This is a genomic window from Winogradskyella schleiferi (assembly GCF_013394655.1).
In the GTDB taxonomy this organism is placed as follows: Bacteria; Bacteroidota; Bacteroidia; order Flavobacteriales; family Flavobacteriaceae; genus Winogradskyella; species Winogradskyella schleiferi.
The window spans coordinates 4,215,037-4,234,421 of sequence record NZ_CP053351.1; the positions used below are offsets into that span (position 1 = coordinate 4,215,037).

Genomic DNA, 19,385 nt, shown 5'->3' on the forward strand with positions numbered 1-19,385 from the left:
TAATTATCGTTTTTTATCGACTTTTATAGATTCTATATGGCTGTTTGAGTGAAATAAATATCTTTACAAGCCCTGATTACACTTAATTATGAAAAAAATCCTATCTATATTCCTAATATTATTCACGATAGTTGCCTTCTCACAACAAAAGTATCAAAGCTTACTCTGGAAAATTACAGGAAACGGACTCGAAAAACCATCTTATCTCTATGGCACTATGCACGTAAGTAAAAAAGTGGCTTTTCGCTTAGACGATGTGTTTTATAAAGCTCTGGAACAAAGTGATTGCATTGCCTTGGAATCAGACCCAACCACGTGGCCTGGTTTTAATTATGAATTGATGCTAGACCAGATGGCTGCCTATAACAATTATAACAACGATTTTTACTCCAATCTTTTCAAACTAACGCATCCTGAGGAAATGGCGATTAGAGGTTCGGTTCGTATGGATAATAATGCCGTAAATGCTTATTTGTATAGAAAAAGTAGTTCTTCGGATAATTTTGAAGAAGAAACCTATTTGGACATGTTTATTTTTCAAGCCGGAAAGAAAAACAATAAGAAAATATATGGTTTAGAAGATTTAGCCGAGTCCCGATACTTAACCACCAAAGCCGCTTACAATGCCAACAAAAAAGAATTGGATCCTTGGGTACAAAAATTATACGCGAAGGAAAACGCTTATTTAATTCAAGAAAACTTATATCGCGATAGGAATTTAGATTTATTGGATTCCATTGGTGCTGGCGTGAATACGGAATTCTACCGAGAAAATATGCTCTATATCCGAAATGAAAATATGGTCATTTCCTTAATGGAACTCATGCCAACCAAATCCGTTTTTGCAGGAGTTGGCGCAGCGCATTTGCCAGGAGAACAAGGCATGATTAACATGTTGCGCAAAAGAGGCTATAAAGTAAAAGCCTTAACATCTGAGCAAACAGATTATAGCAAAACCGAAAAAACAAAGCTCGACAGTCTTTTTGTAACACCAGAGCTCAAAAAACACCAAACACCAGATGGATTTTTAAGCATCAATACTTATGATGAACTGCGCGAGTTTTCCTATGGTGGACAAAAATATTATTTAGACCCAGACATGACCAATGGTGCCTATTTAACTATAAACAGAATCAGTCGGTTTTCCTATTTACCTAACGAAAAAGAGAATATTACCTTAAAAGATATTGATCATTTATTGTACGAAGATATTCCTGGCGATATTATTTCAAAGACAGAATTGACCACACCTTATCCTGGCATTAGTATCGTTAATAAAACCAAGAAAGGCGAATTTCAGAAATATCATATTTACCAGACACCGTTGGAGATTATTATTATAAAATTTGCTGGCCGTAGTGATTTTGTCCTTCAACATGAAGATAAAATTTTCACTTCAATCACTTTGAAAACACCTTCAAACAACAATCAACTATTTGTTGCACCAAGTCATAAATTCCAAGTCAATTTTCCGGAATATTATGTCTCAAGCAACATGCACAACTATGGTAAAAAATTAATTGAAGGCTATAAAAACGATGCTTATTACTTTCTAGAAGAAGCTGTTTTGAACGATTTAGCTTATATTGAAGAAGATAGTTTTGAAGCTAAATATTTTCATCATGCCTTATATAAAAATTACAAGCTTACTGAAGCTAAAGGCGGATTTAAAGCAGGCGATTACAAAACTTATGAATCCCAAGCTGTATTAGATTCTAAAGAGAACAAAAATTTACATCTCAAGACCATCGTAAAAGATGGCAGTTATTATTTATTGGGCTATGTTGGTACTAACGAAGATGAAAAAACCGACTTTTTTAAGTCCTTTAAATTTAATAAAACAGATTATTCGGGTTTTGAAAAGGTCGTGGATACGTCTTTGCATTTTACTGTGAACAGTAACGCCAAAGCACCTGCACCAAATCCTTACAGTTACAATTATAGCGGTTCACAAAAACCGAAAGATTACGAAGAGACCATTAAGGAAACTACTTATTCCACAAATGCCAATGAGCAAATCTCAGTTTCTAGAACCAAGTTTCACGATTTACAAATGTTTCATAATGTCGATAGCCTTTGGAAGGATTTAGAGCACAAAGTCAATTACGGAGCACATTATTATAATGAAGCCAAAGGCTTTAAAATTTCAAATCGGTCGTCAAATAAAAAGGATAATATTTACACCAACAGTTTTAGTTATACGGATTCGGCAAGTGCCAAAAAAGTGTTGGTTAAAAATATTTTGAAAGAAGGCGTGCTTTTCGAACTAAAAACTCTGGTGGATTCTATAAGTGGACCTTCAAAATTTGTAACCGAATTTTACGAGTCCTTTTCACCAAAAGACACGCTTTTAGGCAAAAATGTACTTCAAGATAAAACCAAACAATTTTTTAAAGCTTTAAAAGCCAATGACAGTTTAGTGTTTGAATCTTATGACTTGGTTAAATTCAAAAAACACAACAGTAAAGCTATTGTTTCGGTGCTCAAGGATTTTAAATTCGATAAAGAACGTTTAAACATAAAATCGCATCTGGTTGAACAACTTATTAAAATCGATTTAAAGAACAATTTACCATTTATAAAACAATTGTATCACGATAGTTATTCAGATCCACAAACCCAAACCTCCATTCTGGAAGGTTTGCTCCGCTCAAACAAAAAAGAAAATTATAATATCGCCTTAGAACTTATGGAACGCGATTTACCATTGGGAAGTGTTGGCTCTATGTTCTATAATTATTACAAAGAAGATTCCTTGGAACTGAAGGCATCCTTGTTTCCAAAAATATTGGAATACAGTACGATTTCAGAATACAAACAACCACTTTACACCTTACTGGCAAAAGTAAAAGATAGCGGATTGGTAAAACCTAAAACCTATAAGAAATACAAAAACCAATTGATTAATGATGGTAAAATGGAAGTGAAGCGAAATTTAGGAAACTACAATTATGGCTATAATACGTATTCTTATAATTTAGCGACTTACGTTAGACTTATTTTTCCTTACCGAAATGAACGCACAGCACAAGATTTCTTTGATAAACTGCTAAATGTGGATGACACCAACGCTTTAGTCAAATATTATGTATTGTTGACCAAGGCGAAAGAAAAGATTCCTCAGAAACTAACAGAAAAGCTTTTGGAAGATGAAGAAAACCAATATTTATTATTAGAAGAATTAGATGAGGCTAAGCTTTTAAGTAAACTGAAATCCATAAACATCAGTCAACGACAATTCGCCAAATCCAAACTCTTATCCGATGCGAATTTCGAAAAGGAAAAAGACTCCATTCAGTTTCTTTTTAAACGCGGTTTTGTAACTGATAAAGGCAAAAATGCGGAAATGTATTTCTTTAAAATTGATAAGGACGACGACTACTCTGGCAGAGTCGAAGCTTTACATTACATCTCTTTTATTAAGCCAAAAGATCCTAACCAATTGGTCGTAGATTACTATTCTAAATCTGAAAATTATGGCACCATCGTCGATAAAACCAAGGAACTGGAAGAGCAATATACTGAAATCCTCAACTTAGCGATTTATAAGGATAGACAACGTGTGACGCCAACTGGACGTGATGGGTATTATGATTATTAATTTTAACAAATATGAATATGTTTCTAAAAACACTTCGTATTTCTTTATTGATAGGTCTTTTATTAATTATAATTCTGACGTTATATTTTATTTCGGATAGGTATGTTCTCAATGTAGGAGTGAAAGGGATAAGTACAGTAGATATAAAAAATATTACATCATATTTAATACTGCCTTTAGTCATTTCTATATTAGTTATTTGGCTTTTCGAGAAACTAACGATATGATTGAATAGCCCTAACTCGAACCCAAAACATACTTCTTAGGCGTTGTCCCAAATTTCTTTTTAAAAGCAGCTATAAAGTGGCTTCCAGTGCTGTAACCCACTTTTAGCCCAACTTCATTCACGTTATAATCGCCAGATTCCAAAAGTTTACGGGCCACTTCCATTTTATAATCGAACAAAAAGCTAAAAACAGAGTCGCCATAAATTTGTTTAAAACCTTCTTTTAATTTTTTTAGGCTTAGTCCTATGTCATCTGCCAATTCCTGCAAGGTCGGCGGTTCTGCCATATTGGCTATGATGATGTCTTTGGCTTTTTTTAGTTTGGCTACGTTGACCTCATCTACTAAAAACGGACATTGCTCAATATCTGCATCTTCACTTCTATTAAAAAACAGACTCAATAATTCGTAAGCCTTTCCCTTAAAGTATAATTGTTTTATGGATGAATTTAAGTTGAAACTCATCAATTGATTCAAAACCACAGCCATTGACGGCGAAACGTCGCCATCTTTATAATACTTTTTATCTCTATTATCGTCGGTTAAAAAGGTAACATAATTAGCATCCTCAGAAAATAAGCCATGAAATTTTTTAATTGAAATGACAAGCGACACCAACCAAGAATGTGGTTTCATTTCTAAATGAATCGGCAAATCGCGCTGTGGGTTATAAAGTAAAAGCGAGGTATCTTCATTAATATTCAGCGTATAAGTGCCTTGGTTAAAAACAAAAGCTGCAGACCCTTTGGTACAAAAATGAAATTGAATATAGCTGCTATCAATCTCACGTTCAAGAATTTCAGCCGTATCATCTTCATTCTTATTGGTCAACACAAAAAAGCCGTCTTCGATGAAGGTTTCTTCGAAAGTACCTGTAGCGATACTTTTTAGGGATGTTTTTTCCGTATTCATGTTGCTGTTATTTAGATTCGTTCTAAACAAAGGTCTAAAAAGCCCTTGGTTTTACTACAAAAATATGACATTTATCATGTTTTTATAAAAAACATTGTTAAAAAACCAGAAACGATACTTTAAGTTCTTCTAGCGTTGTTTTTTTATGAATATCAAAATTACATTTGTGCCGTTACTTTCCAAAGTCAGGTAAACGAGTAAAGCAACACATGCCAAACAGAAGCAAATATTTTTACGCTATAGGTCTCAGCTATAAAAAAGCTGATGCGGAAGTGCGTGGTCATTTTAGTTTAAGTGACACGGCAAAACAAAACGTTTTGGCGCAAGCGAAACAGAATGGCATTGAAAGTATTCTATTGGTTTCGACATGTAACCGAACCGAACTTTACGGTTTTGCGGAACATCCTTTTCAATTGATTCAACTGTTGTGTGACAACACTAAAGGTACAGTTGAAGAATTTCAAGATGTGGCTTATGTTTATAAAAACAAGGACGCCATAACCCACATGTTTCGTGTAGGTTCTGGTTTGGATAGTCAGATCCTAGGCGATTTTGAAATTATCAGTCAACTGAAATTTGGTGCAAGAGCGTCAAAAAAAGCCGGCTTACTAAATTCGTTTACGGAACGTTTGCTAAATGCCGTTATCCAAGCCAGTAAGCGCATTAAAAATGAAACCGAATTATCATCAGGTGCAACTTCTGTATCTTTCGCTTCCGTTCAGTATATCATGAATAATGTTAAGCAAATTTCAAAAAAGAATATTCTACTCTTTGGAACTGGAAAAATAGGACGTAATACTTGTGAGAATTTAGTAAAACATACTAAAAATCCTCACATTACTTTAATCAACAGAACTAAAGATAAAGCTGAAGAAGTTGCTGGTAAGTTTAACCTTGTTGTAAAGGATTACGAAAATTTACAAGAAGAACTCAATGCGTCTGATATTGTTATTGTCGCTACAGGAGCAGAAAATCCCACCGTCTATAAGTCTTTAATCTCTACGGATAAACCTTTATTGGTTTTAGATTTATCGATTCCGAAAAATGTGAATGAAGATATTAGGGAACATTCCAATATCACTTTAGTGCATTTAGATGATTTGGCGAAAATTACGGATGATACTTTAGAAAAACGGAAAACCTATATTCCCGCTGCTGAGTCCATTATTTCAGAAATCATGGCAGAATTTAATGCGTGGTTAGACACCCTTAAATTTGTACCAACCATACAGGCCATTAAGCATAAATTAACGGATTTTAAAAATTCTGAATTTAATACCCAACGCAAGAAATTGGTGGATTTTAATGAAGACCAAGCTGAAATCATTACAAATAATCTCATTCAGAAAATCACGAATCAATTCGCACACCACCTAAGGGAAGATAGCAACACTTCCGATGAGAGTATAGAGCTCATCAAAAAAATATTTCAGTTAGAAAACACCCAGAATGTCTAAAATAATTCGCATTGGCACACGCGACAGCCAGCTCGCTTTGTGGCAAGCAAAAACCGTTCAATCCCAACTTGAACATTTAGGTCATAAAACCGTCCTTGTCCCCGTAAAATCAACAGGAGATTTAGTGCTCGACAAACCGTTGTACGAACTTGGTATTACAGGTATTTTTACAAAAACCTTAGATATTGCGATGCTCAATGGAGATATCGATATCGCAGTACATTCCATGAAAGATGTTCCAACCGTTTTACCTAAAGGCATTGTACAGGCTGCAGTTTTAAAACGAGGCAATATTAACGATACCTTGGTGTTTAAAAAAAATGAAGAGTTTTTATCTGCAAAAGATGCGATTATCGCTACGGGAAGCCTAAGACGTCGCGCACAATGGTTGAATCGTTATCCTACGCATACCGTTGTTGGGTTGCGAGGCAACGTAAATTCAAGATTGGAGAAACTTGAAACTAATGAGGACTGGAATGCGGCTATTTTTGCAGGAGCAGGTTTGGGACGCTTAAATATTACACCCGAAAATTCAATCAATCTACATTGGATGATTCCTGCGCCAGCACAAGGAGCTGTTATGGTTGTCGCATTGGAAGCTGACGAAGAAACTAGAGCTATTTGCGCAGAAATCAATGACGAGGTAACTGAAATTTGTACTTCTATAGAACGTGAGTTTCTAAATCGCCTAGAAGGTGGTTGTACAGCACCAATCGGAGCTATTTGTTATATCAATAAAGAGGAAGAAGTTAACTTTAAAGGCATTCTTTTAAGTAAAGATGGCACCAAAAAAATTGAAGTTACCAAGGTTGTCCCCTTGGGAAAACACGACGACATAGCAGAATTCTGTGCCGATTATGTCATTGGCAAAGGCGGTCGGATTTTAATTGACGAATTGGGTCGTGGCGATAAAGTCACGAATATTTATTCAACAAAAAAACTCACTAATGACCAGTTGGCATTGTTTCACGAGGCTGTGGTTACAGAAAGTAATGATGCGATAAAAATTAACCCAAATCGATTGAGTAAAAGTATTGTTCGTAACGAAATTGAAAACGTGATTATCACTAGCAAAAATGCAGTCGACGCTCTTCTGCATAATTTTTCGCCTGCAGAATTACAATTCAAGAATATCTATTGCGTCGGTAGAAAAACGAAACGATTAGTTGAAAAACGCATAGGAAAGGTTAAACATCATGAAAAGTATGCTAAAGATTTAGCCGAACACATGATGGAATTTATGGATGGGACAGAAGCGACGTATTTTTGTAGTAATTTAAGATTGGATACCATTCCAGATATTCTAACAAAAAATAACATCAAAGTAAACGAGGTTGAAGCCTACGAAACCAAATTCGATGCTGAAAAAGTAGAAAGCGATATAGATGGCGTCATGTTTTATAGTCCATCGACTGTTCAAAGCTTCTTAAAGCAGAACAAAGCGAAAGGCATTGCATTTTGTATTGGAGAAACGACCGCTGCAGAGGCTAAAAAATATTTTGAAGACGTAAGAGTGGCTAAAGTGCCGCTGGTAGAGAGTGTTGTGGAGTTGGTAAATGAGTATTACAGCTAGCCTTTAGCTTTTGGCTCTTAGCTTTTCGCAAATTGAGTAACTAATAAAACCTTTATAAAATGAGAAATTTTAGAACACTTGAAATTTGGAAAAACGGAATCGAACTAGTAAAGCAGGTTTATGTCCTTTCACAACAATTGCCATCTGAAGAAAAATTTGGTTTAAGAAGTCAAGTAACTAGAGCTGCGGTTTCAATACCATCAAATATAGCAGAAGGTTGCAGCAGAAACAGCGATATAGAATTCAAACGATTTCTTGAAATAGCAATGGGTTCACTATTTGAAGTTGAAACACAATTGATTATTTCAGAGGAATTAGATTTTATTCCCAAAGATAATTTAAAAGACATTTTTGAACTTCTCAATAAAGAAGCAAAAATGATGAATAGTTTAATAAACAGAATTAAAAATAGCTGATTTTCCAGAGCTAAAAGCAAATGGCTAACAGCTAAAAGCCAATTATGAAAAACGATTTATTCCTAAGAGCATTAAAAGGCGAAACCGTAGAACGCCCGCCTGTTTGGATGATGCGTCAAGCAGGACGCTACTTACCTGAATTCATGGAAATCAAAGCCAAGTACGATTTCTTTACACGTTGCCAAACACCTGAATTAGCAAGTGAAATTACGGTTCAGCCGATTCGTCGTTATGGCATGGATGCTGCAATTTTGTTTTCAGATATTTTGGTGATTCCACAAGCCATGAATATTGAGGTACAGATGAAACCAAATTTTGGGCCCTATTTACCAAATCCTATTCGTTCTCAAAAAGATGTGGATAATGTAATTGTTCCAGATGTAAAGGAAGCTTTAAGCTATGTTTACGAGGCGATAAAAGCCACCAAAGAAAAACTCAATGATGAAATTCCGCTAATTGGTTTTGCGGGTTCGCCATGGACCATTCTATGTTATTGTGTACAAGGTCAAGGCTCTAAAAACTTTGATAAAGCTAAAGAGTTTTGTTTTACCAATCCAATAGCAGCACACCAATTATTACAGAAAATTACGGATACAACCATTGCTTATTTAAAGGAAAAAGTGAAAGCGGGTTGTAATGCGGTTCAGGTTTTTGATTCTTGGGGAGGCATGTTGTCACCAGTCGATTATCAAGAATTTTCTTGGCAGTATATTCAACAAATTATTAATGCTTTAAAAGATGAGGCACCTGTCATCGCGTTTGGAAAAGGCTGTTGGTTTGCTCTAAATGAAATGTCTAAATCTGGAGCATCAGCATTAGGAATAGATTGGACCTGTTCTGCCAGAAATGCACGCTATTTGACAGGAGGTAATATTACATTACAAGGAAACTTTGACCCAACGCGTTTATTTTCGCCACCATCTGAAATAAAAAAGATGGTAACTCAAATGATTAATGAGTTTGGAAAAGACAAATACATTGTTAATTTAGGTCATGGTATTTTACCAAATATTCCTTTGGAAAACGCTAAGGCCTTTATTGATGCGGTGAAGGCGTATAAGAGCCCATCCTAAACTTCCCATAATGGAAGGGACGCTTACTCGGGCGGCTTACCTCTAACGTGAAAAATGGAAAAAGTGTGCTTTGAAATCGCTAACTTTAAAACTAAAGGCTGAGTTTTAAAAACGACCGTTACTATATTCTTAGAGGTTTCTAAAACCTTCTTGTTTTAAAACCTCAGCACAGACTGTTGGTCAAAATCTCAAAGTCAGACTATTTACCTATCTAAAAAAACACATAAATATTCTTAACTTTGATGTGAGCGCATTAAGTTAAACTAAAATGAGGTTCCTGCCTTCGCAGGAAGTAAGGATGATAAACAACATACTAAAAGGCATAAAAGCATATACAGGAGCCTTCACATTGATTTCAAGATTAAAACTTTGGAAATACTTTGCCGTTCCTATTATTATTAGTTTGGTAACAGCTACTATCATCGGACTTTCGGCATACGGACTATCGGATAATATGGGCCGTTTTATTGCCAAAGTATGGGTTTGGGAATGGGGTAAGGACACCTTTACTTCCATCTCCACTTTTATAGGCGCCATTGTCATTATTGCTATGGGTTTGATCTTGTACAAACATATTATCATGGCATTGTCTGCGCCATTTATGAGTCCGGTTTCAGAAAAAATTGAAGCGCATCTAACAGGTGTAGAAAAACATCAGCACCGCAATACCTCATTTCAGGAACAACTCTGGAGAGGGATTCGAATTAATGTTAGAAATCTAGGTAGAGAACTCATTATTACCATCCCTATTTTGATGTTAAAGTTTATTCCTGTCGTCAATATATTTTCAACTGTATTATTGTTTTTAGTTCAGGCGTATTATGCTGGCTTTGGAAATATGGACTATACCTTAGAGCGCCATTTTAAATATCGCGAAAGTATTCGGTTTGTAAGACAGCATAGAGGAATTGCTATTGGAAATGGCGTTGTGTTTATGTTATTTCTATTGATTCCGGTAATTGGCGTTATTTTGGTGTTGCCTATGAGTGTCACTGCCGCATCATTAAAAACCGTTGAAATTTTAAAGGAAAAAGATCTCTTGAACAATGTGGTTTTAAATCAAGAAGGATGATTGCGAAGTTCAAAGATTTTGAAATCAATCCTGTCCACAATGGAGATGCTTGGAAAATTTGCGATTTCGTTATTGCAAATGAAACCCGATTAAGCCGCTACTTCCCTAAAACTTTAAAAGACAACTATAATCCCACTTTATCCAAACTCTTTGTTGCACAAAAAGTAAAACAATTTCAGAATAAAGAAGAGTTTCTATTCACATTAAAACATTCTGAAACACGGGAATTGGTAGGATTACTTTTCCTTAAAGAACTAGATTGGGAAACAAATCAAGGCGAATTCGGCTATTGTATTGGTTATACTTTTGAAGGCCAAGGTTTGACTTCTGAAGCTATTCAACATTTATCAAAATATGCTTTTAATGAAATAGGATTGGAAACGATCCAAATTATAGCACATAAAGAAAATTTGCAGAGTGTGAAAGTCGCTACAAACAATAATTTTGAATGGCGAAAAACATTGCTGAATGAATTTACACCAAATGGAGAAGCACCTTTGGATATGGAGTTGTACGAATTATATAAATACTAAATTTTGAAAGACAAATTCTTTAAATACATACATCAATTACAAGACACCATAACCTCAAAACTGGAAACCGTTGATGGCAAAGCCAAATTCCAAGAGGACATTTGGGAACGACCAGAAGGTGGAGGCGGAAGAACACGAGTCATAGAAAACGGCAATGTGTTCGAAAAAGGAGGTGTCAATATTTCTGGGGTTCACGGAAAATTACCCGATAGTATGCAAAAGTACTTTGGTGTTGAAGACGCCGATTTTTTTGCATGTGGATTAAGTTTAGTATTGCATCCTACAAATCCAATGGTACCAACAGTTCATGCAAATTGGAGATACTTTGAAATGTATGATAAAAACGGTAATATTGTTGACCAATGGTTCGGCGGCGGACAAGATTTAACGCCTTACTATTTGTTTGAAGACGATGCGAGACATTTTCATCAAACTTGTAAAACAGCTTGCGATAAACATAATCCTAATTTTTATCCGAAATACAAAGCACGTTGTGATGAATACTTTTACAACACACACCGAAATGAAGGTCGTGGCATAGGTGGATTGTTTTTTGACTATTGTAAAAAAACAGAGGAGATGAACATGCAAAACTGGTACGCCTTTGTTACAGAAGTTGGCGATAGTTTCTTAGAAGCTTATGTGCCAATAGTTGAAAAAAGAAAAAACTTAGAGTACTCGAAAGCACAACGCGACTGGCAAGAAATTAGAAGAGGTCGCTATGTAGAATTCAATTTGGTACACGATAAAGGCACGTTATTTGGATTGAAAACCAATGGAAGAATTGAAAGTATTTTAATGAGTTTACCGCCACATGTACAGTGGGTTTATGACCATCATCCAAAAGCCGGCAGTGACGAAGAAAAACTGCTTAAAGTTTTGCATAATCCAAAAGAATGGGTATAACTTTGTCATTCTGAACGCAGTGAAGAATCTCATAATTCTAAATTGAACTTAGAGCGCTATTAATAAAATGAAATTATGTTTCCAATACGAAGAAATAGACGATTAAGAACCAACGAAGCCATAAGAAGTTTGGTTAGGGAAACCTACATCACACCAAACGATTTTTTAGTGCCACTATTTGTGGTTGAAGGCAAAGGCGTAAAAGAGGAAATAGCATCGATGCCAAATTACTACCGTTTTAGTTTGGATTTATTGAAAGATGAAGTGAAATTATTGTGGAGCCTAGGTTTAAAGTCGGTTTTGCTATTCGTGAAAGTGGATGATCAATTAAAAGACAACAAAGGAACTGAAGCTTTGAACCCAAACGGATTAATGCAACGTGCTATAAAAACCGTAAAGGAAGTTTGCCCAGATATGTTGGTAATGACCGATGTGGCTTTAGACCCATTTTCGTCCTACGGACACGATGGCATTATTGAAGGCGGAAAAATAATAAACGATGCAACGGTCGAGGTTTTAGCCGAAATGAGCATTTCCCATGCCGAAGCTGGCGCCAATTTCGTAGCACCAAGTGATATGATGGACGGCAGAATATTAGGTATTCGTGAAGCTTTAGACCAAACTAATCTTTTCGATGTAGGCATTATGAGTTATTCCGCAAAATACGCCTCGGCTTTTTATGGGCCTTTTAGAGATGCTTTGGATTCTGCACCTGTGGATTTGGTTGATATACCAAAAGACAAAAAAACCTATCAAATGGACTTTGCCAATAGAGACGAAGCTATTAGGGAAACCGAAATGGATATTAATGAAGGTGCAGATATTGTGATGGTAAAACCAGGTTTGTGCTATTTGGACATTGTTCGCGATATTAAAAATAGTTTTGATATCCCACTTGCTGTTTACCAAGTTTCTGGAGAATATGCCATGTTAAAAGCTGCAGCCGAAAAAGGTTGGTTGGACCATGATGCTGTGATGATGGAGCAAGTGACTTCTATTAAGCGTGCTGGTGCAGATATTATTGCATCATATTTTGCAAAGGATGTTGTTAAATTGATTTCGTAACTTCGCATTAACTTAAAACTTCAAAACATTAATGGGCTTACTCATTTTTTACGCCGTCATATCCGTATTTTTTTCATTCTTGTGCTCCATTTTGGAAGCCGTACTTTTAAGTATAACACCAACGTTTATAAATCTTAAAAAGAAAGAAGGAAAATCTTATGCCGAAAATCTAGAAAATTTAAAAAAGGACGTGGATCGTCCTTTAATTGCTATTCTTACGCTAAATACCATAGCGCATACCGTTGGTGCCATCTTGGTTGGTGTGCAGGCCAAAGTGGCTTATGCAGAATTGTATGGTACTACAGAAAGAACTGTTTTAGGCATCAATTTTACAGAAGACCTAATGGTTGGTATCGTTTCTACTGTTATGACCATTCTAATTTTGGTGGCTTCAGAAATTATTCCAAAAACTATTGGTGCAACATATTGGAAAAAATTGGCCAATTTTACATCTAAAGCATTGAATATTTTAATTTTCCCGTTAAAATGGACAGGTATTCTATGGCTATTACAATTAACCACAAAACTAATTGGTGGCAAAGGTCATGGAAGTGTTTTAAATCGGGAAAGTTTTGCAGCCATGGCAGATATTGCTCATGAAGAAGGGGTTTTTGAAGAAAATGAAAGTACTATTATAAAAAACCTATTGACCTTTAAGCAGGTTTTTGCCAAAGATATCATGACACCAAGAACCGTTATGAAAGCTGTTGATCAAAACACAAGTGTTGAAGAATTTTTTAAGAAAAACATGGACCTTCGTTTTTCCAGAATTCCAATTTACTCGGAAGAAGCTGATAATATCAAAGGTTTGGTACTAAAGGATGAGGTGTTTAAAGAAATGGCCTTGGATAATGGTTCAAAAACTTTATCTGATCTTAAAAGAGATATCATTGTCGTAGAGCGTAACTCACCTTTACCAACCTTGTTCTCGAAATTGGTAGATAGTCGGAATCACATGGCTATGGTCGTTGATGAATATGGCTCTGTAAGCGGAATCGTAACCATGGAAGATGTTATCGAAACCTTACTTGGTTTGGAAATTATGGACGAAAGTGATGATGTTTCAGACCTACAGCACATGGCAAGAAAAAGTTGGGAAGCCCGAGCTAAAAAATTAGGTATTCTAGAGGATAAACCTGCTATAGAGAACACTTCCGAAGAAAACGAATAAAAATGGATTCCTGTACCATTGATACACCATTAGGTTGTGCCAAAATCATCGGAAACGAAAATGGTATTGCTTCGGTTTCCATATTGGATACACCAAAAGAAGTATCAGATACCATCCCAGAAACCTTATTGGATTGTGTCATTCAGCTCAAGGAGTACTTTAACGAAAAACGTAAAGCCTTCGATTTAAAATTGAATCCTGAAGGCACCACTTTTCAGAAAAAAGTGTGGAATCAACTTGAGACCATTCCCTTTGGTAAAACCATTTCGTACTTAGAATTATCTAAACAATTGGGCGATGTAAAGGCCATTAGAGCTGCTGCTAGCGCTAACGGAAAAAATCCACTTTGGATTATTGTGCCTTGCCACAGAGTCATCGGAAGTGATGGCAGTTTAACAGGATATGCTGGTGGTCTGCATAGAAAGCAATGGTTGCTAAATCATGAAAGTGAATATAAACAGCAGTCACTTTTTTAATTTGAGTTTCACTATATTTATTTTTTAAACTCTTCTTATGAAATTCATCAAAACTCTATTAAAATGGCTTATCGGAATTATTGGTGTGCTCATAATAGTTGCTTATATTTTTGATTACGACTATATTTTAAAAGGTGTTCATGTCGTTTATTTTACAGGCCACAAAACAGCTTTTATTGATGACTATCCCTATTTTGAAAATGATACTATTAAAAAGGGAAATACCACAGATGAATGGCCTTTGCATAAGGATTACAACAAATCCAGTCCTACAAAAGAACTTACTACTATAAATAAGGAACTTGGTACAATTGCCTATTTAATCATAAAAAATGATAGTATTTGGTACGAACAGTATGCAGATAATTACAGTAATGATTCTAAAACCAATTCATTTTCAATGGCTAAAAGTATAACCACATCTTTATTGGGCAAAGCTATAATGGACGGTCATATAAAAAGTTTAGATCAACCTGTTAGTGATTTTTACAAGGAATTTGAAGGTGCCGAAACCACTGTTGGTGACTTATCCTCTATGGCTTCTGGATTAGATTGGGTAGAATCTTATACGAGTCCATTCTCAATTACGGCAAGAGCCAATTATGATGATGACTTAGCCGAAACTATTCTAAATCAAAAAGTGATTAAAGCACCTGGTCAAGAATTTGAATATTTAAGCGGCAGTACACAATTGCTTGGTATGGTCATTAAAAAAGCTACAGGAAAACCTTTGGCAGATTATCTTTCTGAAAGTTTCTGGCAACCGCTAGGTGCTAAAAGTGACGCTTTGTGGCAATTGGATGATGATGAAAATAAATTAGCAAAAGCTTTTTGTTGTATCTCTAGTAATGCAAGAGATTTTGCACGTTTTGGTAAGCTCTTCAAAGACCATGGAAAATGGAATGGTAATCAAGTACTGGATTCAACCTTTGTAGCTACTGCAACACAAGCTAGATTTAGCGGTGCGCCTTACGGTTACGGATTTTGGATTAGCGATTATCTGGGCAAGGATATATTTGCCATGCGAGGAATTTTAGGGCAATATGTTATAGTGATTCCTGAAGATAATTTAATCGTAGTTAGATTAGGGCATCATAGAAGTCCTAGAACCATCAATTCTTTTCCTTCGGATTTTTATGTTTATATAGATGAGGCGTATGAGATGATGGCTTCGCGGTCATAATTTACACAAATAACACACTTCAATCTCAAGTTCAAATAAAAAGTAAATTAAAAATATTAACTTTAGTTGAAAATAAAAAAAATGCCTTTTCACACGAAATGATATGATCAGCAAACTCAACCTTGAAAACATCCTATTCCTTGATATAGAAACCGTTCCTGAAACGGAAAACTTTTCTGATTTAGACAAAACTAAACAAGAGCTTTGGGATGCCAAATCGCGATACCAAAGGAAAGAAGAGTTTACATCCGAAGAATTTTACGACAGAGCAGGGATTTGGGCTGAGTTTGGCAAAATTGTTTGTATTTCGGTAGGTTATTTTAAAATGCAAGGTGAATCTCGAAGCTTTAGAGTCACTTCATTTTATGGCGATGAAATTAAGATTTTAAAGGACTTTAAAAATTTACTGATTTCACATTTTAGCGCTAACAAACATTTACTTTGTGCGCACAATGGAAAAGAATTCGACTTTCCATACATCGCTAGACGCATGATTATCCACAATATAGAATTACCGTACAAACTGAACCTTTTTGGTAAAAAACCTTGGGAAGTACCGCACCTCGACACCTTAGAACTCTGGAAATTTGGTGACTATAAAACCTATACCTCGTTAAAATTATTAACTAATGTTCTCGGTATTCCATCGCCTAAAGATGATATTGATGGTAGCGAAGTTTACCGCGTTTATTATAAAGAAAAAGAAATTGACCGTATTATTATCTATTGCGAAAAAGATACTATTGCAGTAGCTCAAATATTCTTAAGATTAAGAGGCGATGAACTACTGCACAATAGTGAAATAAAACATATTTAATTTACTTTATTATTATTTTCTGAGCCTTCTCTCGTAAGCCAGTTTTTAATTTTACTACGTAAATACCTGTACTTAAATAAGAGGCATTTATAGTTTGCAAACTACCGTTTGTTTTCAAGCTTTCTACCTTTATCAATCGACCTTGTAAATCATAAATAGACAATCTTGAATTAGAAGCCAAATCTCCCTCTACACTAATGATTTTAGAGGCATTTTTATTATAAATTTTAATGTTAGCGAGTTCATTATTTATAATACCTAGTGTACTCTCCTCTGAAAATCGGAGATAAAAACGCCCTGTTCCGTTTAACTCAACATTCGATGTAAAAGTGTAATCCATATTATTTAACAAAGTAGATGTATTTAACATTCTGTCCTCTAAATAAACATTAATATCTGCGCTAAGTGTAGTTTCGGAGATATTAAATGTTGCTTGTTGACCACTTTCAATAGTCACACCTAAAGGAATAACAACATCAGATAATCTTGTGTTTCCAATGGACTGTACACCTATTGCTTTATCTAAATTATCTTCAACTAAATGTGAATATATGGCCAATGATGTGGATGCTCCTATTATCTCGGAATCGTAATTAGGATCCTGACCTAATGTGGCATTATCAGTAAAATAGAAGTCAGTTTTGTAAAAGTTGGTGGTATTAGATAGCTTAATTTGTAAATGTGAAATACTCGTAGTCTGCTGTCTACCTGCAATAAAATCATCAGTATTACCCAAAACACGCATTGAAGGTGTAAATTCAAAATTGATTCCATCTGTATTAGTAGCAACCAAAAAACCTTGTCCTGGTGCAATTTTAGCTTCAGGGTTATCATCTACGTAGGCTTGGTTCCATATCGTCCAGCCATTAGAGGCGTCTCCATCGTAGCCATAAATACCAGCACGTGCCGTATTGAATTTCGAATTATTTAACCTTAAAAATTCCTTAAGACTAATGTAACAAGGGTACGGGTTACCTATAAGATTCCATTCTGGCGTTGTGGAACCAGAAATAAATACTGGTGCAGAAACTGCCTCAGTTGTCACTAAACCTTTAAAAGTAAATGTATCGTTATCTGTAGAAGCCGCACGATATCCGGTTGAAGCTGTTAATTTTGCTGTTTCTGTACTAGAATAAGTAATATATTCATTAGTGGGTTTTTCAAAAGGTCCAAATAAATATAAGGTATTATCACCATTACTCACAATATTAGAATTTGCCGCTAAAAAATCATTAAATGGCTGTCCTAAAACAGGGGCTGCAATTAAATCCTTTCCTCCACTAGAGATATTGACATGGCGTTTGTAAGTCACTTCTCCAATAACGTAGCCATTGACTATTAGACTAGAAAATTCATTTGAATCCGATTCTAACGTCACATTACCATTGGTTATAAAATTTGCATCAACTGTTAATGAGCCAAGCTTTGATATGGTCAGTGATGCATCTTCTGAAACTTCAATAGTATTGACTCTAACATCAGAATCTATATTAATATTTCCATCCAAAATAAATATATCCTTGTCGTACAAGGAGTTAGAAGGTTCTTCCGTTATCCAATTTCCACCAGTATAAATTAAATCATTTGAGCCAACAAGATTGACAGTATAGTCCTCTACCTCTCCATAAGTAAAGTTTTCACATGAGGATGGTATGCCATTATATTTCATGGATACTCTCATTTTCGTTTTTCCACTTACAGAAGACACTGGTACCGTAAATGATCCCGTTACTTGTCCACTTCTTGTAGCACTTTGTGTCCAAACTTGTTCATCTGCATCATTAAAATCTCCATCATTGTTATAATCTATCCAAACTGAATAGCCTTCATTATAAACTATACCTGACCAAACTGGAATTATAGAGATAGTGTATTGCGTTCCTTTGCTTAGAAGTGTAGATAAAGAACTAAAATCCGAGTAAGGTAAATTACTAGAATAATTATTTATGGTATTCAATTGAACGTTTCTGATCCACTCTTCATTATAAACATTACTATATGACGAGCAGTAGTTTATTAAAGTCATAACTGCCACTTCGTTACTCGCTGAAGATTCAGTATTTGACGTATCTTCTACTTTGACCGTAAATACATACAAAGTTCCTGAAGACAAATCTGCAGCTTGATAAGTTGTTTCTGATGTATTTGCAAGGAAAATACCATCCTTATAAATGTTATAAGTTAATGATCCATTCAGATCTGTAATTGCATCCCAAGATAAATTTACGGACGTTGCAGTTATATTATTTGCGAGTAAATTGATAGGTGCAGGTGGCATTTGTGCATTAATTTGAATCGCAAAAAGTATTGTAAAAAATAAAAAGCGTAAATTATAAGACATGATAAATTTGGTTTATTATTCGATTATAATGAGTTAAAATCCGAGTCAAAGATCATATGATTTTGAATACTATTGGGTTGTATTTCGACAGATTGCAATTTGCTGTAGACGAATGAAACGCTATCTATCTATGAATGGATATATAGCTGTTAAAGGCCATTATTAAGCCACAAAATTTGTTAAATGCGTTTATAGGTAAAGCAGTATAATAAAGAGAAAGTTAAAATTCAAACAGCTAGCGTTTAGCTATTTAAAGGTATCTATAAACTATCTTTTGAGTATGCCTCGATAGTATTTTTGTAATGTAGTATTAGACATACTCAATGTAATTTGTTTTCAGTGCATGGTGGTTATACCCAATACATAGACTAAATTATCATTTCGATCTGGCAAACTTACAGATTGAATTGCCATATCCAAACCTATACAATTCTCAATTGGATAAGAACTATTTCCAAAACTAAGAGCGCTACCATAAGGTGCTTGTATCATAGTCAAGCTTAAATTTTATGGCTGCCCATTTAGTAAATATTTCGTTTTTAAAAACTAATTTAGAAATGTGCG

Annotated in this window: 16 protein-coding genes; 13 read left to right on the forward strand and 3 right to left on the reverse strand. The window is 35.1% G+C overall.

The genetic code is table 11. The annotated features are described in order from the left end of the window. Positions 1-88 precede the first annotated feature (88 nt). Positions 89-3,601, forward strand: a complete 3,513-nt coding sequence (locus HM990_RS18260) for a TraB/GumN family protein (protein ID WP_178991168.1) — start codon at positions 89-91, stop codon at positions 3,599-3,601. 237 nt (positions 3,602-3,838) lie between these two features. On the opposite strand, the gene HM990_RS18265 is transcribed toward HM990_RS18260, so the two are convergent. Then, a complete protein-coding gene (locus HM990_RS18265) occupies positions 3,839-4,738 on the reverse strand; it encodes an AraC family transcriptional regulator (protein ID WP_178991170.1) in 900 nt (299 codons plus the stop codon). A gap of 209 nt (positions 4,739-4,947) precedes the next feature. On the opposite strand from HM990_RS18265, the gene hemA reads away from it, so the two are divergent. The 12 genes from hemA (at position 4,948) to HM990_RS18325 (ending at position 16,480) form a co-directional block, all read left to right on the forward strand. Next, positions 4,948-6,195 carry a glutamyl-tRNA reductase gene (gene hemA / locus HM990_RS18270; protein ID WP_178991172.1) on the forward strand — a complete coding sequence of 416 codons (1,248 nt, stop codon included), beginning with the start codon at positions 4,948-4,950 and terminating at the stop codon, positions 6,193-6,195. Then, a complete protein-coding gene (gene hemC / locus HM990_RS18275) occupies positions 6,188-7,768 on the forward strand; it encodes a hydroxymethylbilane synthase (protein ID WP_178991174.1) in 1,581 nt (526 codons plus the stop codon). The genes hemA and hemC overlap by 8 nt, the downstream gene beginning before the upstream one ends. Before the next feature lie 59 nt (positions 7,769-7,827). Further along, on the forward strand, positions 7,828-8,184 hold the full coding sequence (locus tag HM990_RS18280) for a four helix bundle protein (RefSeq protein ID WP_178991176.1): 357 nt from the start codon (positions 7,828-7,830) through the stop codon (positions 8,182-8,184). Positions 8,185-8,225: 41 nt separating this feature from the next. Continuing rightward, complete coding sequence (gene hemE, locus HM990_RS18285; protein ID WP_178992090.1) at positions 8,226-9,257, forward strand: uroporphyrinogen decarboxylase; 1,032 nt, start codon at positions 8,226-8,228, stop codon at positions 9,255-9,257. 298 nt (positions 9,258-9,555) lie between these two features. Further along, a complete protein-coding gene (locus HM990_RS18290; RefSeq protein WP_178991178.1) occupies positions 9,556-10,329 on the forward strand; it encodes an EI24 domain-containing protein in 774 nt (257 codons plus the stop codon). Next, on the forward strand, positions 10,326-10,862 hold the full coding sequence (locus HM990_RS18295) for a GNAT family N-acetyltransferase (protein WP_178991180.1): 537 nt from the start codon (positions 10,326-10,328) through the stop codon (positions 10,860-10,862). The genes HM990_RS18290 and HM990_RS18295 overlap by 4 nt, the downstream gene beginning before the upstream one ends. 3 nt (positions 10,863-10,865) lie before the next feature. Further along, positions 10,866-11,768: an oxygen-dependent coproporphyrinogen oxidase gene (hemF, locus tag HM990_RS18300; protein ID WP_178991182.1), complete on the forward strand. Its 903-nt coding sequence runs from the start codon at positions 10,866-10,868 to the stop codon at positions 11,766-11,768. Positions 11,769-11,843: 75 nt separating this feature from the next. Further along, positions 11,844-12,833, forward strand: a complete 990-nt coding sequence (gene hemB / locus HM990_RS18305; protein ID WP_178991184.1) for a porphobilinogen synthase — start codon at positions 11,844-11,846, stop codon at positions 12,831-12,833. A 31-nt stretch (positions 12,834-12,864) separates the two neighbouring features. Continuing rightward, the gene (locus HM990_RS18310; RefSeq protein WP_178991186.1) at positions 12,865-14,004 is read left to right on the forward strand and encodes a CNNM domain-containing protein; all 1,140 of its coding nucleotides are present in this window, start codon (positions 12,865-12,867) and stop codon (positions 14,002-14,004) included. 2 nt (positions 14,005-14,006) lie between these two features. Continuing rightward, positions 14,007-14,480, forward strand: coding sequence for a methylated-DNA--[protein]-cysteine S-methyltransferase (locus HM990_RS18315; RefSeq protein ID WP_178991188.1), 474 nt, complete (start codon positions 14,007-14,009; stop codon positions 14,478-14,480). Between the two features lie 37 nt (positions 14,481-14,517). Continuing rightward, positions 14,518-15,663 carry a serine hydrolase domain-containing protein gene (locus HM990_RS18320; protein WP_178991190.1) on the forward strand — a complete coding sequence of 382 codons (1,146 nt, stop codon included), beginning with the start codon at positions 14,518-14,520 and terminating at the stop codon, positions 15,661-15,663. 103 nt (positions 15,664-15,766) lie between these two features. Further along, the gene (locus HM990_RS18325; protein ID WP_178991192.1) at positions 15,767-16,480 is read left to right on the forward strand and encodes a 3'-5' exonuclease; all 714 of its coding nucleotides are present in this window, start codon (positions 15,767-15,769) and stop codon (positions 16,478-16,480) included. A gap of 1 nt (position 16,481) precedes the next feature. Here the strand turns inward: HM990_RS18325 and HM990_RS18330 are convergent, their stop codons facing one another. Together HM990_RS18330 and HM990_RS18335 are read right to left on the reverse strand one after the other, a co-directional pair. Next, on the reverse strand, positions 16,482-18,821 hold the full coding sequence (locus HM990_RS18330) for a GEVED domain-containing protein (RefSeq protein ID WP_178991194.1): 2,340 nt from the start codon (positions 18,819-18,821) through the stop codon (positions 16,482-16,484). A gap of 336 nt (positions 18,822-19,157) precedes the next feature. Next, positions 19,158-19,313 carry a hypothetical protein gene (locus HM990_RS18335; protein WP_178991196.1) on the reverse strand — a complete coding sequence of 52 codons (156 nt, stop codon included), beginning with the start codon at positions 19,311-19,313 and terminating at the stop codon, positions 19,158-19,160. Between the last annotated feature and the right edge of the window lie 72 nt (positions 19,314-19,385).

What these genes read in the sequence shown, in the direction of transcription:
- HM990_RS18260 (WP_178991168.1), top strand. Translation starts at nt 89, where the DNA reads ATGAAAAAAATCCTATCTATATTCCTAATATTATTCACGATAGTTGCC.
- HM990_RS18265 (WP_178991170.1), bottom strand. Translation starts at nt 4,738, where the DNA reads ATGAATACGGAAAAAACATCCCTAAAAAGTATCGCTACAGGTACTTTC.
- hemA (WP_178991172.1), top strand. Translation starts at nt 4,948, where the DNA reads ATGCCAAACAGAAGCAAATATTTTTACGCTATAGGTCTCAGCTATAAA.
- hemC (WP_178991174.1), top strand. Translation starts at nt 6,188, where the DNA reads ATGTCTAAAATAATTCGCATTGGCACACGCGACAGCCAGCTCGCTTTG.
- HM990_RS18280 (WP_178991176.1), top strand. Translation starts at nt 7,828, where the DNA reads ATGAGAAATTTTAGAACACTTGAAATTTGGAAAAACGGAATCGAACTA.
- HM990_RS18290 (WP_178991178.1), top strand. Translation starts at nt 9,556, where the DNA reads ATGATAAACAACATACTAAAAGGCATAAAAGCATATACAGGAGCCTTC.
- HM990_RS18295 (WP_178991180.1), top strand. Translation starts at nt 10,326, where the DNA reads ATGATTGCGAAGTTCAAAGATTTTGAAATCAATCCTGTCCACAATGGA.
- hemB (WP_178991184.1), top strand. Translation starts at nt 11,844, where the DNA reads ATGTTTCCAATACGAAGAAATAGACGATTAAGAACCAACGAAGCCATA.
- HM990_RS18310 (WP_178991186.1), top strand. Translation starts at nt 12,865, where the DNA reads ATGGGCTTACTCATTTTTTACGCCGTCATATCCGTATTTTTTTCATTC.
- HM990_RS18315 (WP_178991188.1), top strand. Translation starts at nt 14,007, where the DNA reads ATGGATTCCTGTACCATTGATACACCATTAGGTTGTGCCAAAATCATC.
- HM990_RS18320 (WP_178991190.1), top strand. Translation starts at nt 14,518, where the DNA reads ATGAAATTCATCAAAACTCTATTAAAATGGCTTATCGGAATTATTGGT.
- HM990_RS18325 (WP_178991192.1), top strand. Translation starts at nt 15,767, where the DNA reads ATGATCAGCAAACTCAACCTTGAAAACATCCTATTCCTTGATATAGAA.
- HM990_RS18330 (WP_178991194.1), bottom strand. Translation starts at nt 18,821, where the DNA reads ATGTCTTATAATTTACGCTTTTTATTTTTTACAATACTTTTTGCGATT.
- HM990_RS18335 (WP_178991196.1), bottom strand. Translation starts at nt 19,313, where the DNA reads ATGATACAAGCACCTTATGGTAGCGCTCTTAGTTTTGGAAATAGTTCT.